The organism is Comamonas sp. JUb58, from assembly GCF_004364775.1.
Classification (GTDB): Bacteria; Pseudomonadota; Gammaproteobacteria; order Burkholderiales; family Burkholderiaceae_C; genus Comamonas.
The window spans coordinates 143,561-157,451 of sequence record NZ_SOAL01000002.1; the positions used below are offsets into that span (position 1 = coordinate 143,561).

Consider the following 13,891-nt stretch of genomic DNA (forward strand, 5'->3'; position numbering starts at 1 on the left):
AATGGGGGCGCAGGCCGTTGTTGCTTATCCGTCGTGCTGAGGCTTGTGCCGCACTGACGCAGCAAGCAGGCCAGTAGCAGGCCCGCCTGTGATCAGCCCGCCACGCGGGGCTTGACCAGCGCCGCCGCCTTTTTGGCGTTGTCGCGCGCGGCATCGGTATCGGCCGCGCGGGCCAGGGCCACACCCATGCGGCGGCGGCTAAAGCTCTCGGGCTTGCCAAACAGGCGCACTTCGGTGCCGGGGATCTGCAAGGCGGCATCGACGCCGTCAAACACGATGCCCTGGGCATCCACACCGCCGTAGATCACGGCGCTGGCGCCGGCGGTCTTGAGGCTGGTGTCCACCGGCAGGCCCAGGATGGCGCGGGCATGCAGCTCGAACTCGTTTTGCCATTGGGTGATCATGGTGACCATGCCGGTGTCATGCGGGCGGGGGCTCACTTCGCTGAACCAGACCTGGTCGCCCTTGACGAACAGCTCCACACCAAACAGGCCCAGGCCGGCGGGCTCGCCGTTCAGGCCGGTGCCCAGGTCGCTGGTGATGGCGCGGGCAATGTCCTGCGCCAGGGTCAGCGCGCCGGGCGCCATGCGGGCCGGCTGCCAGCTTTCCACATAGTCGCCCTGCACCTGCACATGGCCGATGGGTTCGCAGAAATGGGTTTCGATCTGACCGGCCGCATTCTTGGCGCGCACTGTCAGCAGGGTGATTTCGTAGTCAAAGTCGATAAAGCCTTCGACGATGATGCGGCCGCCCTGCACCCGGCCGCCTTCCATCGCGTAGTTCCAGGCCTTTTCCACATTGGCCGGGCCATCGATCTTGCTCTGGCCCTTGCCCGAGCTGCTCATCACCGGCTTGACCACGCAGGGGTAGCCAATGCCGCCATCGATGGCCGCTTGCAGCTCGGCCAGGCTATCGCAGAACTGGTAGGGGCTGGTTGGCAGGCCCAGGGTTTCGGCCGCCAGGCGGCGGATGCCTTCGCGGTCCATCGTCAAACGGGTGGCGCGGGCCGTTGGCACCACGCGCACGGTGCCGGCGGCCTCCAGCGCCTGCAGTGCGGGCGTGGCAATGGCTTCGATCTCGGGCACCACCATGTCGGGCTTTTCTGCCTCGATCAGCGCCGTCAGCTGGGCCGGGTCGCTCATCGTGATGGTGCGGGCATGGTGCGCCACCTGCTGGCCGGGTGCGTTGTCATAGCGGTCCACCGCCACCGTCTCCACGCCCAGGCGCTGCAAGGCAATCAGCACCTCCTTGCCCAGCTCGCCGCTGCCCAGCAGCATGACTTTGGTTGCGTTCTTGGTGAGCGGGGTGCCGAAGGTGGTCATATCAGGTCGTGTCTACAAAGGGGCTGCGGCGCAGCGATGGACGGGATTTTAGAGCGTCTTGATGAACCCCGAGCAGTGGCGTGGCCAGGCGAGATGGGATGCTAGGGGGGCGCCTAGCTGCGGAGTGCGCAGCCAATAGTTCGCTATTGGCAAGCGCTCCAACAACGCAGACCGCTCGCCAGGCCGCTGCTCTGTCGCCCAGTTTGTGCGGCAGTGCAATACCAACCGCTATGATCTTGGCACCGGGCTTGCCACAGGCACTGCAGGGCCAGCCCCTCTCCCAGCAACAGGACCCAAGGAAGACAGATGACGATCCAGACCGTAGGCGTAATTGGTGCAGGCACCATGGGCAACGGCATTGCGCAGACCTGCGCAGTGGCCGGGCTGAATGTGGTGATGGTGGACATTTCGGACGCCGCCGTGCAAAAGGGCTTGGCAACGGTGGGCAGCAGCCTGGACCGCCTGATCAAGAAAGAAAAGATCAGCGAAGCCGACAAGGCCGCCGCACTGGGCCGCATCCAGGGCAGCACCCGCTATGAAGACCTGCAAAAGGCCCAGCTGGTGATCGAGGCGGCCACCGAGAACTACGAGCTCAAGCTCAAGATCCTGCAGCAGGTCGATGCGCTGCTCGACCCTTCGGTGCTGCTGGCCTCGAACACCTCGTCGATCTCGATCACCCAGCTGGCCGCAGCCACCAAGCGCGCCGACAAGTTCATCGGCATGCACTTCTTCAACCCCGTGCCGCTGATGGCCCTGGTCGAAGTGATCCGTGGCCTGCAAACCAGCGATGCCACGCACGACGCCGTCAAGGCGCTGGCCGAGAGCCTGGGCAAGTCGCCCATCAGCGTGAAGAACTCGCCCGGCTTTGTCGTCAACCGCATTCTGGTGCCGATGATCAACGAGGCCTTTTATGTGCTGGCCGAAGGCATTGCGTCTGCCCAGGACATCGATGACGGCATGAAGCTGGGCTGCAGCCACCCGATTGGCCCGCTGGCCCTGGCCGACATGATCGGCCTGGATGTCTGCCTGGCCGTGATGGAGGTCTACCTGAAAGACTTTGGCGACAGCAAATACCGCCCCTGCCCACTGCTCAAGGAAATGGTCGCTGCTGGCCAGCTGGGCCGCAAGACCGGCAAGGGCGTCTACAGCTACGCCTGAGCGCGGGCGCCCGCGCTGCCCAGCGATTCCTGCCCCATGCCCGCGCCACGCAGCACCCCGATCTGGAAAAAGGCCTTGCCCGTGGCCGCGCTGGTGCTGGCCCTGGTGGCCTGCATGGCCGGCTTTCGCATCTGGAAGCAGCAGCTGGAAGAGGCGCCGGTCGATGCGCTCTACCGCGACTACCTGGCCTATGTGGCCGCCCGGGTACCCGCCGCCGATCTGCACCTGAGGCGCTACTACCAGCGCTATGGGCGCGACACGGTGGCCGCCAAGCACTTCAAGCCCATCTGCCGCAGCGTGACGGCGATGGCGGACCAGCAGGCGCTGGACCTGGGCGCCAGCGAGTGGCACACCCTGGCCGGCAGCTGCCGCACGCGCATGAGCAACGACGAGATCCACCTCCTGCCCTGAGCAAACACCCCATCACACACAACAGAGACAAGCATGCCAACACCCAACCTCTTCAAGAAAGCCATGGCCGCCGGCCAGGCGCAGATCGGCCTGTGGTCGGCCTTTCCCTCGCCCTACATCACCGAGCTGCTGGCCGGCAGCGGCTACGACTGGATCATGCTCGACACCGAGCATTCGCCCAACGATGTGCCCCAGGTGCTGCAGCAGCTGCAGGCAGTAGAAGCCGCCCTGCAGCCCCGCCCCACCAGCGCCGTGGTGCGCCCGGCCTGGAATGACCCGGTGCTCATCAAGCGCTACCTGGACATTGGCGCCCAAACGCTGCTGATCCCCTTTGTGCAAAACGCCGACGAGGCCCGCGCCGCCGTGCAGGCCATGCGCTATGCGCCCAAGGGCATTCGCGGCATGGGCGGCTCGATGCGCGCCAGCAACTTTGGCCGCGACATGCAATACGTTGACGATGCCGACAAGGAACTCTGCCTGCTGGTGCAGGTGGAAACCGCGCAGGCGCTGGACCAGATCGAGGCCATTGCCGCCGTCGATGGCGTGGATGGCATCTTCATCGGCCCGGCCGATCTGTCGGCCAGCATGGGCTACCCCGGCCAGCCGCGCCACCCGGTCGTCAATGCCGCGATCGATGACGCCATCACCCGCATCCGCGCCGCCGGCAAAGCCCCCGGCATCCTGATGGTGGACGAAGCCCGTGCCCGCGAATGCCTGGCATTGGGCGCGCAGTTTGTCGCCGTCTCGATGGACCTGATCCTGCTGCGCACCGCCGCCGATGCGGTGGCGGCCAAGTTCAAGGACAGCAGCGGCCAGGTGGTGCAGACTGCGTATTAAGAGCACAGAGGCAACCCAGCGTCAACCCGACGCGCGGCTTGCCTGCCTTTAAGACGAATCCAGGGGCCCTGCACCGGCCCTGCCCAAACACCCTGCTGCCTGCAGGTGTTTTCACAATTAAGTTGCGCACAATTTAATTGAGCACGATAATTCAATCCATGCCCAACGCCAACCCCGCCACTGCCCACAACGCGCTGCTGCTCGACCAGCAGCTGTGTTTTGCGCTGTACTCCAGCTCGCTGGCGATGACCAAGCTGTACAAGCCCTTGCTCGAACCATTGGGTTTGACCTACCCGCAGTACCTGGTGCTCTTGGTACTGTGGGAGGGCGATGGCTGCATGGTCTCCGAGCTGGGCGAGCGTCTGTACCTGGATTCGGGTACCTTGACGCCGCTGCTCAAGCGCATGCAGACCGCAGGTTGGCTGCAGCGCCAGCGTGACAGCGAAGATGAGCGCCGCGTGCGTGTGCACCTGACGGAGGCCGGCCGGCAACTGCGCGAGCAGGCGGCAGCCATCCCCGCCTGTGTGCTGGAACACAGCCAATGCAGCTTGCAGGAGTTGCAGGCCTTGACCCAAGAGATTCAACAGCTGCGCAGCCGCCTGGCCGCGCCGCTGCCCGCCGCTTCTTGAAGAAGCAGTTTTTTCGTCCCCCCCTTGACCAGGAGTTCACCATGGCTACCCTCGAAAAAGTTCTGTACACCGCCCACGCACACACCACCGGCGGCCGCGACGGCGCATCGCGCACCAATGATGGTCGCCTGGACGTGCAACTGTCCTCGCCCGGCACCAGCGGCCAAGGCACCAACCCCGAGCAGCTGTTTGCCGCTGGCTACTCTGCCTGCTTCATCGGCGCGATGAAGGCGGTGGCCGGCAAGCAAAAGCTGGCCTTGCCAGATGGCCTGTCGATCGACGCGGAAGTGGACCTGGGCCCCATCCCGAACGCCTACGGCATCGCTGCCCGCCTGACGGTCAACCTGCCTGGCATGGACAAGGCTGTGGCCGAAAAGCTGGTGCATGACGCCGACCAAGTCTGCCCTTACTCCAACGCCACCCGCGGCAATATCGACAAGACACTGACCGTGGTGGTCTAAGAACGTGTTTACGATCTCCTCGCGCCGCGACAGTGTCTTTGCGAGATGGGATGCGAGGCGCAATACCGCAGCAATAGCCGCGCTATTGCGAGGATTTGCAACGATGCAGACCGCTCGCAAAGCCACCGTCCCTACAGGGTTGGAGTGAAATCGGGCGATTTCTTCGCGCTGGCCCTTGCTTGCACCCCGGTGCAAGCTGCGGACCATCGCTTCGAACTCATCCCGATTGCACTCCAACGCGGCTGCGTAGAGATCGTAAAGACGTTCTAAGCCACGCTGCTGAACGATTGACACCCTCCAGTACAGCCGGTGCATGCCTTGCATGCCCGGCTTTTTTTGCGTCCCTTGGCTCAAGATGGCCGTCACAAGAAGGGCGCACAATGGCGGGATGCACGACAACGACGACTACCCGCCCAGCAGCCCGCAACAGGAACATGCCTATGCCGCACTCACGCCCGATGTGGTGCTCGATGCGCTGGCATCGGTGGGTCTCTGGGGTGACGGCCGCCTCAATCCGCTGTCCTCGTATGAGAACCGTGTCTACCAGGTCTGGCTGGAAGACGGCAGCAAGGTCGTCTGCAAGTTCTACCGCCCGGGCCGCTGGAGCGATGCGGCCATTGCCGAGGAGCACCAGTTCTCCCAGCAGCTGGCCGATGCCGAGGTGCCCGTAGTGGCGCCTTTGCAGCTGGGCGGCCACAGCCTGCTGCAGCATGCGGGCTTTCGCTTTTCGGTATCGCCCTGGCGGGGCGGGCGCCAGCCCGATCTGGACGACTGGGAGGTGCTGGAATGGGTGGGCCGCTTTCTGGCACGCATCCACACCGTGGGCGAGGCCCAGCCCTTTGCGCACCGCCCCAGCATCAACGCCCAGGACTTTGCCCGCGAACCCCATGACTGGCTGATGGCGCATGGCGCGATCCCGCCCGGCCAACGCACGGCCTGGAGCGATGCCTGCCGCCGCGCCACCGACAAGATCTGCGAGATCATCGACCCGGGCAGCGCCACCGGCCACTTTGCCGCAGGCAGCTTTCGCAGCCTGCGCCTGCATGGCGACTGCCACCCCGGCAATGTGCTGTGGGTGCCGCCCGAGCACCAGGGAGGCGGCCCGCATTTTGTCGATCTGGATGACACGCGCAGCGGCCCTGCTGTGCAGGACCTGTGGATGCTGCTGTCGGGCGACCGCATGCAGCAAAGCACGCAGCTGTCGACCCTGGTGGAAGGCTATGAGCAGTTCCGCCCCTTTGACCGGCGCGAGCTGGTGCTGATCGAGCCGCTGCGCACCCTGCGCCTGATCCACTACAGCGCCTGGCTGGCCCGGCGTTTTGACGACCCAATCTTCCCGATCCACTTTCCCTGGTTTGGCAGCGAGGCCTACTGGCAGGAGCAAACCCAGCTGCTGCAGGCCCAGCTCATCGCGATGGATGAGCCGCCGCTGTACGTTTAAGAATCGGTTAACAGCGGTTGTTCAGGCGGCAGTCCGGCACCAGCTGGCCATCGGCGCCGCGCCACTGCAGGTTGGCGTCATGCTCGCCTGTGGGTGGATTGACCACCCCAGGCACGACCACGCCGGGCTGTGCGGGCTGGGCGTAATCCGGCGCAGGGCCGGGGGCAGATGCAGCTGCGGGCGCAGCCGGGTCATACAGCACCGTGCCAGTGCCCAACCCCACACCCACCTGGGCGCCACCGACCGAAGTCCCCACGCCAACACCCGCATTGCCTGTGACCTGGCCACGCTGGTTGACCCCCACACCGACGCCAACGGGGCCAACGCCCGTGCCCACCCCGGCGCTGACGCCACCACTGCCCACACCGACACCCACCGAGAACGGGCCCACCGGCACGCCAACGCCCACATAGGGCGAGCAAGCGGTCAGCGCAGCGATGGACACAGCGGCGATGGCAACAGCGGCCGCCGCGCGACGATGCTGGGAGCGGAAAAAAGGCAGGGCAGGCATTCGGGTCATGGCTATTTTTAACAGCGATGGTCAACCCAAGCCTTACTACAAGGACATTGCAGGCCGATGTCCGACGCCAGGCCATGGACACCCAAGCGGGCCTGCGACATGGCCGGCCCCGCTCCCTACAATCCTGCCCACCGTCTTTCCCCGGCCAGCCGCTAGCCGCCGCTGGCCTGCTGCTGCCACCGCAGCCCCGCTCCAAGTTCTGATCATGAAATACCAATGGCCGCCCTATTTCTGGGTGTGCTTCTCGATGTGCGTCGGCGTCATGGGCACGGCGCTGGCCAGCCCGCTCTACCCGCTGTACCAGGCCCAATGGCAGCTGCCGCCCAGCGCCATCACCCAGGTGTTTGTGCTCTATATGGCCGCAGCGCTGACCAGCCTGATGCTGCTGGGCGCGATCACGACCCGCTATGGCTTTTTCAAGGTGCTGCGGGCGGGGGTGATGCTGATGAGCGGCGGCGTGCTGCTGTCGGCGCTGGCCTGGAACATGCAGGTGTTTGGCTTGAGCCGCATCATCATCGGCCTGGCCTCGGGGATGATCACCACCTCGGCCTCGCTGGGGCTGACCCAGCTCAATACCAGTGGTGACACGCAGCGGGCCGCCGCCACCACCAGCCTGACGATTGCCTTTGGCTTTGGCCTGGGGCCCATCGTCGGTGGCCTGGTGGCGCAATGGGCACCTTTTCCGCTGCGCAGCGCCTATCTGCCGTCGCTGCTGCTGAGCGCCTTGGCCATTTATTCGCTGTTCCAGGTGCAGTTGCCGGCCCATTTGCAGCCCGCGCCTGCCAGCAGCAGTTTTGGCCTGCGCCAGCTGATGCCGCGCCTCACTTTCCCCGAGCGTTCAGCGCTGCGCCGCTACGGCCTGGCCGCCATGGGCGCCTTCTGTGCCTTTGGCATGTTCAGCCTGTTTGCGTCGCTCGCGCCCAGCTTTATGCAAAGCATGCTGCCCTGGCATGGCCCTGCGATCAGCGGGCCGTCGATCGGCCTCATCCTGCTGCTGTCGGCCGCCTCGCAGTATGCCGCCAAGAGCTTTGTCACCCGCAAGGTGCTGATCACCGGCTATGCAGCGCTGGCGCTGTGCAATCTGCTGCTGATCGTCAATGTGTTTGCCAGCTCGGCAGCGGTGTTTCTGCTCTGTGTGCTGAGCGCCGCGCTCGGCCATGGCCTGTGCAACCTGGGCGGTATCTCGGTGGTCAACCGGGTGGCGCGGGCCGACAACCGGGCCGGCCTGCTGGCCACCTACCTGGTCATCGGCTATGTGGGCACGATCTTGCCCATCCTGGGGATTGGCTGGCTGTCGGACCAGGTGGGCCTGTCCCGCGCGCTGCTGGTGTTCTGCGCGGTGTTTGCGCTGCTGGCTGCAGCGCTGGCTGTGGCCACCTGGCGCACAGCGGTGCCCCACAAGGCCTAGTTATTTGCGCAGTGGCAGGGTGATGCTGATCTCGTGCGAGATCTCGGGACCGCTCTCGGCCGGGCGGATCACCTGCTCAGGCGGTGGTGGTGGCGGGGGGCGCAGCACAGTGGGGCGCGGTGCCAGCTTGGGCTGGATGTTTTTCTTCCAGGCCTCGACCAGCACCTCGTTGACAAACTGGCGGTCCAGCCAGAGCCACAGCAAGAACGGCACCAGGGTTGGCAGCACCAGGCTGCCCAGCTGGTAGCCATAGGCCAGTACTTCCAGCTGGGGCTGCGAAATCTTCAGCAAACGCAGGTCCAGGTTGGTGGCCAGCACCATCTGCATCAGCAAGCTGGTGGAAATGCTGAACGCCTGGAACGGCAGCAGGATCACATAACCCAGCACCGCGCGCCAGACGCGGCCTTTGCGCCAGGCGGCCAGCAGCAGCGCCAAAAAGATCGGAAAGCCGTAGGCATAGCGGCCCGGGTCGCCATCGAGCGAAATCTCGGCCCAGCGGCCACCGGTGTTGGCATTGGCCACGCCGACCGAGGTGTCCACCTCGATCTTGCCGGGCGCGATATGCACCTGCTTGACCCAGCCTGCTGCCAGGTCCTCCAGACCTTCCTTGGAGATCATCGCCACCGGGTAGCTCATCCACGGCGACAGCTGCACCCACAGGGTGGTCAGCACGATGATGCCGGCGAAGGCCAGCAGCGCAAATCGCTGTATCGGGTTCAAGCGCTTCATCCCTCTTCCTCAGTCTCAGCCCTGGGGGCCATGTACTTCTTGTCCTGCCAATGGAAAAAAGCCAGCAGTGCTTGCACTGCTGGCCGGTTCAAATCAGGCGGCTGCCAGCGTGGGCTCGGCCCCTGAGCCCGAGGGAGGCGGTTGGTCCGAGCCATCGTCGGCCCGCTTGGCGCGCTGGCCGGCACGCACCCAGACCAGCCAGACCACGAGCACGTCCAGCATGATCAGCGCCTGCCACAGGTATTCATGGGCAAAGTTGAAGGCGGTCATGTTCCACTGGCCCAAGTAGAACAGGCTGATCACGCGCACGATATTGACCGCTTGCACCGCGATAAAGCCCAGCACCAGGCCGATCATCTTGTGGCGCCAGCTCGATGGGAAGGCCATGATGGCCGCAAACAACACAATGCAGGCCTCGATGCCATTGCAGCCGGCCTCAATGGACACGCCAAAGTTGGTCGCATGGTTCCACAGCACCTTGCCTTCTGCCACGGCCGACTTGTCGAACCAGGTCACCAAAAAGGCGCAGATCTGCGCCAGCATCGCGGTCCAGGGCTCGACCAGGTGCTTTTGCACCCAGCTCAGCATATTGAGACCGAACAAAGTGAGCTGGAGCCCCAGAAATACAAAAAAGAAGCGAACCATGGTGCCTGCCTGCAGTCGTCGAAGTGGACGTAGGAGCAAATATAGCCGCTAAAGTTCTGGCCGGGGGAAATGTCTCTGTCAACAACTGGGGATCGTGCGCATCCCGTTTCCCCCGTAAAAAAGCCGCGCAAGGCTATGCGCGGCTTGAGGGGTGGAGGCAAATCCTATGGATCCGCCTTAGCGGCTGCGGCGTCCCAGTCGCAGTGCCGCCAGGCCGGCCATGGCCAGGGCCATCAGCAGCAGGGCGCCCGGGGCCAAGGTCGGCACGGGCACCGCCTGACCACCCGGCTTGTCATCGCCACCGCTGGTGTTCTTGCCAGGGATGGTGGTGGTGGCCGAGCTTTGGTTGTTGCTCGGGTCGGTATCGCCGGGCAGCTCCACCGTGGCGGTGTTGACCAGGCTCAGCGGGCCTTCCAGCGCCGCATCCACCGTGGTTTCCACGCTAAAAGTGACGCTGGCACCCACGGCCAGGGGCTCGACTGCACAGCTGAGCGTGCGGCTGGCATCTTCAAAGCGGCACGCGGGCGAGGCTTGCACCAGCACCAGGCCTTCGGGCAAGACATCGGTCACCATGGCGCTGCGGCTGGCGGCCGGGCCGTTGTTGACCACGCTCAAGGTGTAGACCAGCGTATCGCCGGCAGCAGCCTGGGCCTTGTCCACTTCCTTGGTCAGCGCCAGGTCCACCAGGGCCAGCGGCGTCTCGGTGCTGCTGTCGTTGTTGCTCTCGTCTCTGTCGCCCGGGCTGCTCAGTTTGGCGCTGTTCACTACCTCGGTCTGGCCGTCTGCACGCGACAGCACTTGGGCGCTGAAGGAGAAGCTCAGACTCTCGCCGGCATTGAGCGCGCTGATCTCGCAGCGCAGGCCGCGCGTTGCCGCGTCATATGTGCAGCCTACGGGGTCTGCACCATCCAGCGCCAGGCCTTCGGGTAAGGTGTCGGTCAGAACGGCATGGCCATCGACCAGGTCGTTGCGTGGGTTGGCAGCGGGGTCTTCCTCGTTCTTCACCGTCAAGGTGTAGGCGATCAGGTCACCCACATCCACCGCGTCCGTGGTCGATGAGGTCTTGGTCAGCGACAGGTCGACGTAGCGCAGCTTGCCCGCTTCTTCAGGCGACAGCAATGTTGGGTCATAGGTGGAGGTGCGGTCCGCCGTCTGGTTGTTCTTGCTCACGTCCAGGCCCGTCAACGCTTCGACATCGGCGCGCACCGTAGCGCTGTGGTTGATGGTGCCCACGGCGCGGTTGTTGAGCAGCGTTGCAGGCTCCATCGTGAACTTGATCACCACCGACTCGTTCGGTGCCAGCCAAGGGAAATCACAGACCAACGGTCCTTCCAAGGCACCCTTCGCTGGCGCTTGGCAGTTCGCCACACCGATACGGCTGTCGTTGCCGGACAGTTGCACGCTGTCGAGCGAGACAAAGCGGAAGTCGGCCGTCGATCCCGCTGCCGGGAACACATCGGTCATGTTGACCCCCGTGGCGAAGGACTGGGATGCACCGCTGTTGGTCACCGTGATGGTGTACTGTGTCTCGCCGGTATCCAGCGGGATGCCGTCATTGGTATGGCGCATGTTCACCAGCACATCGATCTGGGGCTTGTCCAGCGGAACGGTTTCGGTGGCGCTGTTATTGGCCAGGTTCGTTTCGGGCGTGACAGAACTCACCACCACCTGTGCATCTTCCAGCTGGGCAGGGTAGCCCGTGGCCTTGGAGCGCAGCTGGTAGCTGACGGTCTTTTGCGCGTTCTCACCCACCGGCTCCGTCCAGGTGCAGGTCATCGTGCGATTGGCTTCAGTGATCTCCAGGCCGGCCGCAAAGGCCGCGCCACCGCTCAGGCTGCAGCTGCCGCCGCTGATGCTGGGCGCATTGCCCACCCACAAGGTGCCCAGCGGCAAGGTGTCGGTCACAGTCACAAGACGGGCCTGCGAAGGGCCGCTGTTCTTGGCGGTCAAGGTGTAGGTGATCGCCTGGCCAGCCGCTGCTGCCTCCGGTGCCGCCTGCTTGCTGACCGTCAGGTCCGTCAGCGCCTCCAGAACCACCGAGGTTTCGGCACTGTTGTTGGCGGTGTTGAACTCTGCGGTGTCAGGCGAGGTCACGGTCGCCTTGTTGACGATGGTGTTGGTCTGCGTCGCGTCGTTCAGCGGGTCCACATACTGGCGCGCCTTGATGACGACCAGGTACTCCAGGCCCGGGTCTGCTGGCAGGTTGCTCAGCGTGCAGCTGACGGTGGCCGACTTCTGGTTGTTATCGCCCGAGATGGTGCAGCCTTCCGACGTGGCGGCGTCGCCCGCTTTCAGGCTTTGCGCATCCGGCTGGGCCAGCGTGGGCATTTGCACCTCGGCCGTCAGAAAGCGGCTGTTGGCATAGGCATCCACACCCAACACGCCGGCACTGTAGTTGGTCAGCAGGTTGTTCACGGTGTCCGTGATGGTGACGGTCTGAGCCGTCTGAAGGTCTTCATTCTCCGAACCGGCAGGCACATCGTTTTTGACGGTCAAGGTGTAGACCACTTCGGCGCCAGACTTCGCTTCACCGCTGACCACGCCGGCTTTGCTGATCGACAGATCGGCCTTTTTCTCCGACAGATTGACGCTGTTGCTGTTCACCACTTGGCCGATAGCCGTACCTTCACGTCCGTCCACCCCTTGGAGGGTAGCGTCATTGGTGATGCGGGCAAATTGTCCATTGGCTGCGCTGATATGTGCCACGACATTGAGCACCAATGTCTCGCTGCCGCCCACAGGGATACCGCCGGCATAGGTGCAGGTCAGCAATTTGCCCAATTCGGTGTCCGTGCTGTTTTTGGGATCGCATACCCACTTGGAGTCTTCCGGAACGCCCAGAAACTGCAGCTGTCCATCGAGCTGGTCACTGACCGTGATGGTCTGGCCGGACAGCACCGCCAAGGGGCCGTTGTTCTTGATGCTGATGGCGTACTGGTAAGGCTGGCCGGAGGCGATCACCGAGGCAGCGGTGCTCTTGCTCACCGCCAGATTCACCTGGTTGCTGACCTTCACGCTGGCCTGTGCCTTGTTGTTGGCAGCGATATTGGCAGGCGATTCATTGCTCGCCGACACCTCGGCCTGATTGTTGAGCACGCCTTCTGCGGCAACCGCGTTCACATCGACCGTGGCCTCGACCTTGATCGTGGGCAGGTCAGCGGCAAAGGCGCCGCTGAACGTGCAGCGGATCAGCTGCGCCTCATTGCTACAGGTCCAGCCCGTGCCGGTGGCAGACACAAAGCGGATGCCTGCTGGCAGGGTATCGGTCACCACCACATTCTCTGCGGCCAGATCTCCCGCCACGCGCTTGGCGCTGAGGGTATAGATAACAGGCACCGGACCGGTGGCCTTCTTGTCGACCACCTGGGGGCTGACGGACTTGGTCAGGGCCATGTCCAGATTCAGGTTGGCTTCTACCTGGATGCGCAGCTCGTCGACATTGTTGTCCGGGTCAGCATCCAGGAACAGCTGGCCTGTGGCCGTCTCACCGGAGACGGACACCACGCTGCTCACATCGCCACCACTGGTTTTCAGCAGCAGCGGGATGGTCAACAGCGGCAAATCAGTGTTGCGAGCCACGCTCTGGCCAGCGGCCACGGTGTAGCTGCAGCTCCAAACGGGTACCGGTTTGCCGGAGCTGGCATCTTCGGCCTTGGTGCAGGCCCAGCCCTTACCGCTGGGGTCCCCTTGGAACTCGGTCCCCTCGGGCAACGGAAAGCGCACATTGGCCTTTTCGCCAGCCTTGAGCACAAAGGCATAGGGCGAGTTGGTGTTGCGCACCTGCAGCTGGTAGTCAACCTTGTTGCCCTGGGTATGGGTCGAGCCATCGGCAGGCCCCACGATCTCAACCGCCAGGTCGGCGCGTTCAAAGGTGGTGATAGTGCGTTCGATGCGGCTATGGTTGGGCGCGGCTTCGCTCGCATCCGGGTCCAGATTGTTGGGGCTGAAGGCCGATGCCTTGGCCGTCCAATCGGTGGCGGCACTGGGCAGCTTGACGCGGAAATCCACGGCCACAAAATCGGTCGCGGTCACCAGCGCAAGCGTGCAGCTCAGTACCGTCCCGGCGGTGATAACCTCACCCACCGGGGGCAGTGGCGCAGCGCAGCTGACCCCAGCGGGCGCTTCAATCGCCTGGAAGATGGCGCCCTTGGGCAGCTCCTGCTGCAAAGTGACATTGGACACCTCACCCCGGTTGCCATTGATCTTGACCTTGGCACGGTACACAAAGTCCGCACCTGCCGGGCCATCGACTGAACCGTTCTCCGCCATGGCACCAGTCTGGGCCACAAAAGCGTCATGGTTCACAAAGATGTCGTAGCTGGTTGACTGC

11 protein-coding genes and 1 pseudogene are annotated in these 13,891 nt (G+C 64.2%); 7 read left to right on the forward strand and 5 right to left on the reverse strand.

What is annotated here, in order from left to right; all coding sequences use genetic code 11:
• Positions 1-92: 92 nt before the first annotated feature.
• The gene (purT, locus tag EDF71_RS02915; protein ID WP_133855142.1) at positions 93-1,322 is read right to left on the reverse strand and encodes a formate-dependent phosphoribosylglycinamide formyltransferase; all 1,230 of its coding nucleotides are present in this window, start codon (positions 1,320-1,322) and stop codon (positions 93-95) included.
• A 291-nt stretch (positions 1,323-1,613) separates the two neighbouring features.
• On the opposite strand from purT, the pseudogene EDF71_RS02920 reads away from it, so the two are divergent.
• From EDF71_RS02920 to EDF71_RS02950, 6 genes and pseudogenes are all read left to right on the forward strand, one after another.
• Positions 1,614-2,480, forward strand: a pseudogene (locus tag EDF71_RS02920) (3-hydroxybutyryl-CoA dehydrogenase); the annotation flags it as partial.
• Between the two features lie 36 nt (positions 2,481-2,516).
• On the forward strand, positions 2,517-2,891 hold the full coding sequence (locus EDF71_RS02925) for a hypothetical protein (protein WP_133855144.1): 375 nt from the start codon (positions 2,517-2,519) through the stop codon (positions 2,889-2,891).
• A 33-nt stretch (positions 2,892-2,924) separates the two neighbouring features.
• Positions 2,925-3,728, forward strand: a complete 804-nt coding sequence (locus EDF71_RS02930; RefSeq protein ID WP_133855145.1) for an HpcH/HpaI aldolase/citrate lyase family protein — start codon at positions 2,925-2,927, stop codon at positions 3,726-3,728.
• 158 nt (positions 3,729-3,886) lie between these two features.
• Positions 3,887-4,357 (forward strand): MarR family transcriptional regulator, encoded by a 471-nt coding sequence (locus tag EDF71_RS02935; RefSeq protein ID WP_133855146.1) that lies wholly within the window; start codon positions 3,887-3,889, stop codon positions 4,355-4,357.
• Positions 4,358-4,398: 41 nt separating this feature from the next.
• Positions 4,399-4,818, forward strand: a complete 420-nt coding sequence (locus EDF71_RS02940; protein ID WP_133855147.1) for an organic hydroperoxide resistance protein — start codon at positions 4,399-4,401, stop codon at positions 4,816-4,818.
• A 388-nt stretch (positions 4,819-5,206) separates the two neighbouring features.
• The gene (locus tag EDF71_RS02950) at positions 5,207-6,259 is read left to right on the forward strand and encodes a serine/threonine protein kinase (RefSeq protein ID WP_133855148.1); all 1,053 of its coding nucleotides are present in this window, start codon (positions 5,207-5,209) and stop codon (positions 6,257-6,259) included.
• Positions 6,260-6,266: 7 nt separating this feature from the next.
• On the opposite strand, the gene EDF71_RS02955 is transcribed toward EDF71_RS02950, so the two are convergent.
• Complete coding sequence (locus tag EDF71_RS02955) at positions 6,267-6,779, reverse strand: hypothetical protein (protein WP_133855149.1); 513 nt, start codon at positions 6,777-6,779, stop codon at positions 6,267-6,269.
• 205 nt (positions 6,780-6,984) lie between these two features.
• Here EDF71_RS02955 and EDF71_RS02960 point away from each other — a divergent pair, with 205 nt between their 5' ends.
• Complete coding sequence (locus tag EDF71_RS02960; protein ID WP_133855150.1) at positions 6,985-8,187, forward strand: MFS transporter; 1,203 nt, start codon at positions 6,985-6,987, stop codon at positions 8,185-8,187.
• Here EDF71_RS02960 and EDF71_RS02965 read toward each other — a convergent pair whose 3' ends face one another.
• From EDF71_RS02965 to EDF71_RS02975, 3 genes are all read right to left on the reverse strand, one after another.
• Complete coding sequence (locus EDF71_RS02965) at positions 8,188-8,916, reverse strand: exosortase H-associated membrane protein (RefSeq protein WP_208300986.1); 729 nt, start codon at positions 8,914-8,916, stop codon at positions 8,188-8,190.
• 93 nt (positions 8,917-9,009) lie between these two features.
• Entirely contained in the window at positions 9,010-9,561 is a 552-nt protein-coding gene (xrtH, locus tag EDF71_RS02970; RefSeq protein WP_133855151.1) for an exosortase H, read from the reverse strand.
• Positions 9,562-9,738: 177 nt separating this feature from the next.
• Entirely contained in the window at positions 9,739-13,866 is a 4,128-nt protein-coding gene (locus EDF71_RS02975; RefSeq protein WP_166656437.1) for a DUF11 domain-containing protein, read from the reverse strand.
• Between the last annotated feature and the right edge of the window lie 25 nt (positions 13,867-13,891).